This is a genomic window from Acidimicrobiales bacterium (assembly GCA_036399815.1).
In the GTDB taxonomy this organism is placed as follows: domain Bacteria; phylum Actinomycetota; class Acidimicrobiia; order Acidimicrobiales; family DASWMK01; genus DASWMK01.
In genome coordinates this window covers 1-7765 of sequence record DASWMK010000069.1, presented here as the reverse complement: position 1 = coordinate 7765, position 7765 = coordinate 1, and the positions used below count along the sequence as shown (strand labels likewise).

At 77.1% G+C, this 7765-nt stretch carries 8 protein-coding genes; 1 reads left to right on the top strand and 7 read right to left on the bottom strand.

Annotated elements, in window-relative coordinates:
• The coding region (locus VGB14_05265; protein HEX9992319.1) for a D-alanyl-D-alanine carboxypeptidase at window positions 1-991 on the bottom strand (991 nt) is incomplete at its 3' end.
• A gap of 5 nt (window positions 992-996) precedes the next feature.
• The gene (gene murA, locus VGB14_05260; GenBank protein HEX9992318.1) at window positions 997-2274 is read right to left on the bottom strand and encodes a UDP-N-acetylglucosamine 1-carboxyvinyltransferase; all 1278 of its coding nucleotides are present in this window, start codon (window positions 2272-2274) and stop codon (window positions 997-999) included.
• 9 nt (window positions 2275-2283) lie between these two features.
• Here murA and VGB14_05255 point away from each other — a divergent pair, with 9 nt between their 5' ends.
• On the top strand, window positions 2284-3879 hold the full coding sequence (locus tag VGB14_05255) for an MFS transporter (GenBank protein HEX9992317.1): 1596 nt from the start codon (window positions 2284-2286) through the stop codon (window positions 3877-3879).
• On the opposite strand, the gene VGB14_05250 is transcribed toward VGB14_05255, so the two are convergent.
• The 5 genes from VGB14_05250 to VGB14_05230 form a co-directional block, all read right to left on the bottom strand.
• Window positions 3791-5032: an aminotransferase class III-fold pyridoxal phosphate-dependent enzyme gene (locus tag VGB14_05250; GenBank protein ID HEX9992316.1), complete on the bottom strand. Its 1242-nt coding sequence runs from the start codon at window positions 5030-5032 to the stop codon at window positions 3791-3793. The genes VGB14_05255 and VGB14_05250 overlap by 89 nt on opposite strands.
• Window positions 5033-5041: 9 nt before the next feature.
• Window positions 5042-5611, bottom strand: a complete 570-nt coding sequence (locus VGB14_05245) for an alpha/beta family hydrolase (GenBank protein HEX9992315.1) — start codon at window positions 5609-5611, stop codon at window positions 5042-5044.
• Between the two features lie 22 nt (window positions 5612-5633).
• Window positions 5634-6338, bottom strand: a complete 705-nt coding sequence (locus VGB14_05240) for a hypothetical protein (protein ID HEX9992314.1) — start codon at window positions 6336-6338, stop codon at window positions 5634-5636.
• 65 nt (window positions 6339-6403) lie between these two features.
• Window positions 6404-7207, bottom strand: coding sequence for a hypothetical protein (locus VGB14_05235; GenBank protein ID HEX9992313.1), 804 nt, complete (start codon window positions 7205-7207; stop codon window positions 6404-6406).
• A 5-nt stretch (window positions 7208-7212) separates the two neighbouring features.
• On the bottom strand, window positions 7213-7765 hold a 553-nt coding region (locus VGB14_05230; protein ID HEX9992312.1), incomplete at its 5' end, for a prolyl oligopeptidase family serine peptidase.

Here is a 7765-nt window from a genome sequence, read left to right as displayed (position 1 = left end):
CGTCCGCCCACCCGCCGGCCAGGTCCAGGCACAGCTCGTCGCGGAGCACGCCGGCCAGCGCGGTCACGCCGGCGGCCGTCGACCCCTCCCCGGCCAGCAGCACCCCCGCCTCCCTGGTCAGCGCCTCGGCCACCTCGTTGTCGCTCTCCCGCACCATGGTGGCGACGAGGTCGGCGAGCGGCGGCGACCGCAGCGAGGCGACCACCCGCCCGCCGGCCGGGGCGGCGGCGACGACGGTCGGACCGGCCACGGTCACCCCCGCCCCGGCCAGCGCGGCCCGGAACAGCTCGCCGTTGCCGGTCGTCGGGTCGGCGACGAAGGCGGCGTCGGTGCGGTGGCGGTTGTCGTCGACGGTGAGCGCCGACAGCGGCCCGACGTACGCCGGCTGCTGCCACCCCTGCCACCCGGGCGCCGCCCTGGCCGCCTCGTAGCGGGTCTCGTCGACGACCAGCCGGCCGGGCACGGCGGCCACGCCCGCCGCCGCCACCTGCGCGGCGAGGGCGGCGAGCGACCCGGTCGTGAGGGTCGGGTCGCCCCCGGCCACCAGCACGAGGTCGTCCCCGGCCGCCCGCACCTCGGTCGCCATCCGGTGGCCGGCCGGCAGGGCGGCGAGCACGCCGGCCGCGGTCAGCAGCTTCTGGTTGGACGCCGGCGCCAGCGCCAATGCGGGCTCCCTGGCGCCGACCTCCCCGAACCCCTCGACCCAGACCGACGCCGACACCGCCGCCGTCCCGAACCGCCCGTCGGCCAGCCCGGCGGCCACCGCGGCGACCAGCCCGGGCGGCGGGCGCTCGGTGGCGACGGCCGGCGGGGCCGGGCACGGCGGGGGCGGGGCCGTGGTCGTGGTGCTGGGCGGCGGCCGGGTGGTGGCCGGGGCGGTGGTCGCCGTGGTGGTGGGAGCGCGGGTGGGCGCCGGCGCGGCCACCCTCGGGGCCGGCGCCGAGCAGGCGGCGGCGAGCGCGACGGCGACCAGCACCGCCCGCGCCCGCACGGGCGCTACCGCACCCGGGTGACGTCGGCCCCGACGGCCCGCAGCTTCTCGTCGAGCCGCTCGTAGCCCCGGTCGAGGTGCCAGGCGTCGCTCACCACGGTCTCGCCCTCGGCCCGCAGGCCGGCGACGACCAGCGCCGCCCCGGCCCGGATGTCGTGGGCCCGCACGGGCGCGCCCGACAGCGCCGGCCGGCCCCGCACGACGGCGTGGTGGCCCTCCGTGCGGATGTCCGCGCCCATGCGGATCAGCTCGTCCACGTAGCGGAACCGCCCGGAGAACAGGTTCTCGGTGACGATGCCGACGCCGTCGGCCACGGCCAGCAGCGCGGTGAGCAGCGGCTTGTAGTCGGTGGCCACCCCCGGGTACGGCAGGGTGGCCACGTCGACCGACCGCAGGCGGCCGGGCGCCATGGCCCACAGCCCCGCGCTGTCCGGCGAGATGCGCATGCCCATCTCGCCGAGCTTGGTGATCAGCATGTCCATGTGGTCGGGGCGGGCGCCGACGAGGGTGAGCTCCCCGCCGGCCATGCCGAGGGCGGCGAGGAACGTCGCCGCCTCCACCCGGTCGGGGATGACCGTGTGCTCGACCGGGGACAGCTCGTCCACCCCCTCGACGACGATTGTCGACGTGCCGGCGCCGAGCACCCTCGCCCCCATCCGGTTGAGGAAGGCGGCCAGGTCGGCGACCTCCGGCTCGCGGGCGGCGTTGTCGATCACGGTCGTGCCCTTGGCCAGCACGGCGGCCATGACGATGTTGTCGGTCGCCGTGTGGCTCGGGAACTCGAGCACCAGCCGGGCGCCGACCAGCTTCTCGGCCCTCGCCTCCACGTAGCCGTGGGCGTAGGAGAACTCGGCGCCCATCTCGGTGAGCGCCCGGACGTGGATGTCGATCGGGCGGGGGCCGAAGTCGTCGCCGCCGGGCAGGGCCACCCTCGCCCGGCCCGCGCTGGCGAGCAGCGGCCCGAGCACGACGATCGAGGCCCGCATCCGCTCGACGAGCTCGTAGGGCGCCTCGGGGAGGATCTCGGCCGGCCGGTCGACGCTCACCTCGTCCGGGCCGGTGCGGGTGACGGTGAGCCCCATGGCGACGAGCAGGTCGCTCATGAACTCGACGTCGGCGATGCGGGGGACGTTGCGCAGCACCGACCGGCCCTCGGCCAGCACGGTCGCCGCCATCAGCTTCAGCACCGAGTTCTTGGCCCCGCCGATCGGCACCTCGCCCTCGATGGGCCGGCCCGGGCGGACGACGAACCGGTCGTCCGTGCGGGTCGGGGCGGCGGGCATTCCGCCAGTATGGTCCGGCCCCCGACCCCGAGGAGGACGGCCCCGCTGGCCACCGCCACCCGCACCACGGTCCTCGACGAGGCCGGCGTCGAGCGCCTGCTGCGCCCGAGGGACGACGTGGTCGTCGAGGCGCCGGCCGGCGACGGGTCGTTCACCGCGGTCACCGGCGCCTTCTCCCGCTACCGCCGGACGGTGGCCGCCAGCCGCCGGCCCGACGGCCGCTTCGACGCGACCGTGACCGTCGACTTCCGGGTGGCCGTCCCCGGCTGGGGGGTCGTGTTCGTCCCGCTCCTCCGCCGGGCCCTGACCCGCCCGCCGGGCGCCCGGCCGCCGTGGTGGGCGCCGCCCGACCGCCTCGACGAGCGGGCCGGCACCGTCCTCGGTTGGCTGCTCACCGCCTCGCTCGTCGCCGGCTACCTGGGGACGCTCCTCACCCAGACGATGACGTTCGCGGCCGACGAGTTCGGCGCCGGCGAGGCCGCCCAGGGCACCACGCTCGCCGTGGTGCGGGTGGCGATCGTGCCCGCGCTGGTGCTCGTGGCGCTGGCCGACCGGCGGGGCCGCCGCCGGGTGCTGGTCGGCTCGGCCGCCGGCGCCGTGGTGCTGGCCGCCTGCGGGGCGCTGGCGCCGTCGCTCGCCGTGCTCGGCGCCACCCAGGTGGCGGCCAGGGGCTGCTCGATCGCGCTCGCCATCCTGATCTCGATCGTGGCCGCCGAGGAGATGCCGGCCGGCTCCCGGGCGTACGCCATCAGCGTGCTCGCCATGGCCGCCGCCCTCGGGGCCGGCGTGTGCCTCTGGGCCCTGCCCCTGGCCGACACCGGCGAGCAGGGCTGGCGGGCGCTCTACGTACTGCCGCTGCTGTCCCTCCCCCTCGTCAGGAAGATCGCGACGGGCCTGCCCGAGAGCCGGCGGTTCGCCGCCCCCCACGCCACCGCGCCCGTGTCCGGCCACGGCCGGCGGTTCTGGCTGCTCGGCGCGGCGGCCTTCCTGCTGTCGCTGTTCGGTACGCCCGCGTCGGGGTTCCTCAACGAGTTCCTGCGGGAGGACCGGGGCTACACGGCCGCCGGCATCACCGCCTTCTCGATCCTCACCAACACGCCGGGCGGGATCGGCATCGTCGTCGGCGGCAAGCTGGCCGACCTGCGGGGCCGGCGGCTGGTCGGCGCGGTCGCCACGTTCGTCGGCACCGGCGCGACCGCCCTGATGTTCCTCGGCTCGGGGTGGGCGATGTGGGCCTGGTCCATCCTCGGCGCGGTGGTCGGCGCGGCCGCCGTGCCCGCGCTCGGCGTCTACGGCCCCGAGCTGTTCCCCACCTCGCTGCGGGGCCGGGCCAACGGGGTCATCGCCGGCCTGGGCGTGGCCGGCGGCGTGCTCGGGCTGGTGCTGGCCGGCGCCCTGGCCGACCCGCTGGGCGGCATCGGCCACGCCATCGCCGTGCTGGCCGTCGCCCCCGTCGTCCTCGCCGTGCTCGTGCTGACCGCCTTCCCGGAGACGGCCCACCGCGAGCTCGAGGAGCTCAACCCCGAGGATCGTCTCCCCGGCGGACCTCCCGCACCGCCGTCCCCAGCACCTCCACGCAGCGGTCCAGCGCCTCGTCCTCGATGACGAGGGGCGGGCAGAAGGCGAGCGCCGCCGGCCCGAGCGCCCTGGCGATCACGCCCGAGCGCATCATCGCGTCGCGCACGGCGACGGCGTCGACCCCCTCGGGCATGACCGCGGCCCACACCGCGCCGTCGCCCCGCACGCCCTCGACGAGCCCGGACGGGATCGACCGCAGCCCGTCCTCCAGGCGCCGGCCGACGGCGACGGCCCGGTCGACCAGGCCCTCCCGCTCGGTGACGTCGAGGGCGGCCATCGCGGCCGCGCACGCCGCCGGGTGGCCGCTGTAGGTGAACCCGGTGCGCAGCACGTAGGCAGGGTCGGACTCGAGGGCCTCCCGCACCCGCGCCCCGACGAGCACGCCGCCGAGGGGCTGGTAGCCGGACGTGACGGCCTTGGCGAACGTGACGAGGTCGGGGACGACGCCGTAGCGCTGGGAGCCCCACCAGGCCCCGAGCCGGCCGAACCCGCAGATCACCTCGTCCATGATCAGCAGCGCGCCGTGCTCGTCGCACAGGCGCCGCAGCCCCTCGAGGTAGCCGGGGACGGGCGGGTACACGCCGCCCGCGCCCACCACCGGCTCGGCGATGACGGCGGCGACCTCGGCGCCCCGGTCGGCGAACAGCTTCTCGACCTCGCCGAGGTCGTCGTGGGCCACGCGGGCCACCTCGCCGAGCAGCGGCCCCCAGCCCTCCTGGTTGAGCGGCAGGCCCTGCACGGACGTCCCGCCGTAGGCCGTGCCGTGGTACGAGTTGACCCGGCCGACGACCACCTGGCGCTCGGGCTCGCCCCGCAGCACCGCCGTCACCCTGGCCAGCTTGAGCGCCGTGTCGACCGCCTCGGAGCCCGAGCAGGTGAGGAACACGCGGGCGTCGGGCATGGGCGCCAGCGCGGCGAGCCGCTCGCACAGCCGGTCGGCCGGCTCGTTGGTGAACCGGTCGAAGGTGTGGAAGTTGTCGAGGGTGCGCAGCTGGGCGTGCACGGCGTCGGCGATCTCGGCCCGCCCGTGGCCGGCGTTGCAGTACCAGAGGCTGGCCAGGGCGTCGACGTAGGCGTTCCCGGCGTCGTCCCACACGGTCGCCCCCTCGCCCCGCACGATCGTCACGAAGTCGTCGGACGCCGGCCGGGCGAACGGGTGGAGGAAGGCGGGCGGTGCCATGCGGCGAACCTAGTCCCCGAGCCCGCCGAGCCACTCGGCCACGGCGGCGGCGATGCGGGCGTCCTGGCCCCTCGGGTCGTGCCCGGCGCCATCCAGCCACACGTGGGTGACCGGTCCGGGGATGGCGGCCGTGGCCGCCTCGACCTCCTCGGGCGAGCCGAACGGGTCGCGGGTGCCGCCGACGAACAGGCACGGGACGCCCAGCTCGGCGAGGTGCTCGGTGCGCAGCTTCTCCGGCCGGCCCGGCGGGTGGAGCGGGTAGCTGAGGAGGACGAGGCCGGCGGCCGGCAGGCCCTCGGCCACCGCCATCGAGCACATCCGCCCGCCCATCGACCGGCCGCCGAGCACGACCTGCTGGGGCCGGCAGCGGGCCCGGGCCGCCAGCACGGCGGCCTCCTCGCGGACGGTGGCCACGAGCACCGGCGCCCGGTCGGGCGCCCGCCGGCCGGCCTTGCGGTACGGGAAGTCGACCCGGGCGACGGGCAGCGGGGCGACGGCGGCCTCGACGGCGACCAGGGTGTGGTGGTCGGCCCCGCCCCCCGCCCCTGGGGTCAGCAGCAGCGCGCCCGGCCTGGCCACCCGCCCATCGTCGCGGGCCGGGTCAGCCGGCGTCGAGGAGGATGCGGCGGGCCTCGGCGAGGTCGGCGATGCGGGCGGCGGCGTCCTCGGCCGCGCCGCCGTGGTCGGGGTGGGCCAGGCGGACGAGGTCCCGGAACCGGCGCTGCACGTCCCTCGACCCGGGGGCGTCGAGGAGCTCGAAGCCGAGGACGTCGAGGGCCCAGGCCACCGGGTCGGCGAAGGCCCTGGTCGACGTGGCCCGCGGGCCGGACAGCCCGGTGAGGTGGGCGACCAGCGCCGGGCCGACCGGCCCCCGCCAGTGGACGGACTTGCGGATCACGTCCATCACCGCCGCCCGGCGTTCCCGCTCGACCTGGCCGGCGGCGTACACGGCCCCGAGGACCTGCTGGGCCGGCCAGCCCTGGTTGTCGAACAGGAACTCGATCCGCTCGCCCTCCCCGACCAGGCGGTGGCGGCTGCGGGACAGCCCGATCCGGTCGGTCTGGAAGCGGTAGCGGAGGCGGGGCTGGGGGATGCGCCGGCCCTCCTCCAGCTCGACGGTCAGCCGGAGGAGGTCGGGCAGGAGGTCGGGGTCGACCTCCTCCACGTGCGCGGCGACGACGGCCCCGAGGAGGATCCCGCCGAACCCGGGGGCGGGGTGGACGGGCAGGTGCCGGCGGCCGAGCGCGACCCGGCGGGTGGGGGCCACCCGGCGCGAGTGCCAGATCTCGAGCTCCGCCAGCAGCATCCGGTCACGGTACCGGTGGGGGGTGCACCGCCCCCCATCAGCGCCGCCCCCGCGGCGGCCCGCGGTCAGACGTAGCGGCGGAGGGTGGAGCGCACGGCGGTGGCCCGCTCGACGACGGCCTCGTCGTCCTCGTCGCCCTCGATCGCGGCCTTCAGGTCGGTCGCCTGGTCGACGATGGCCGACCAGTCGTCGTCCGCGAACCCGAACGGCGTGCCCAGCTCGGCCACCCGGTCGGCGGCGGCCACGCCCTCGAGCACGGCGTCGGCGTCGCTCGGGTCGTGGAGGAGCCGGTCGGCCGCGAGGAACAGGGCCGACATGACGTCCTGGGCCGCCGTCCCCTCGTCGGCGGCCTCGTCGGCGTCGAGCGCGTCGGGGAACTCGACGCGGTCGAGGGCCTCCTCCACCTGGGCCTCGTCGTCCTCGTAGACGACCAGCACCCCGGTCTCCTCGTCCCAGGCGTGGGCCACGCCGACCTCGTCGAGGACGGCGTCGAGCTCGCGCCGCTGCTCGTCGGTCCAGCCCTCCAGCTCGTACTCCAGCTGCGGGCGGTCCGGGTCGAGGTCCTCGGGCTCCTCCTCGCCCCGGTCGAGGTCGTCGAGCAGGGCGTCGACCCGCTCCTCGTCCTCCCGCCGCACGACCAGGGTCGCCACCTCCCACACGTGGCGGATGCCCTCGCTCGTGAGCAGCCGGTCGACCAGGACCCGGTCGTCGGGGTCCCAGCCCTCGAGGTCGTAGGCGACCTGGTCGCCCTGGCCGAGCTGCTCGGCGTCGGCCGGGGCCTCGTCCACCAGGTCCACCCCGCAGTCGGCGCAGACGGTGGTCGTGGCCACGTAGCGGGCCCCGCAGGCCGGGCAGGCGCGCGTCTCCATGGTCGTCATCCTCTCCAGCGCAGGACGTGGCGGCGGAGGAAGGACTCCACCCGCTCCAGCTCGTCGACGACGGTCTCGGGTCGCAGCCACCCGTGCCCCTCCCCCGGGTACACGTGGTGCTCGACGACGGCGCCCCTCGCCCGCAGCCGCTCCACCAGGGCGGCGGACTGGGCCGGCGGCACGGCCGGGTCGTCGCTGCCGTGCAGGACGAGCAGCGGCGACCGGATGCGGTCGACCACGTGCACCGGGGACCGCTCCCGGTACCGGTCGGCGGCCTCCGGCAGCGGCCCGACGACCGAGTGGAGGTAGTGGGCCTCGAACCGGTGCGAGGTCTCGTCCAGCTCGAACAGGTCGGTGACGCCGAACAGGTCGACGCCGGCCGCGCACCGGTCGGGGTGGTGGGCGAGCAGGTTCAGGACGGTGAAGCCGCCGGCCGACCCGCCCATCGGGACCATCCGCCGGGGGTCGCCCCAGCCCCGCTCGGCGGCGGCCCGCATGCCGGCGGCGCAGTCGGCCACGTCGAGCTCGCCCCAGCGCCCGGCCATGGCCTGGGCGTAC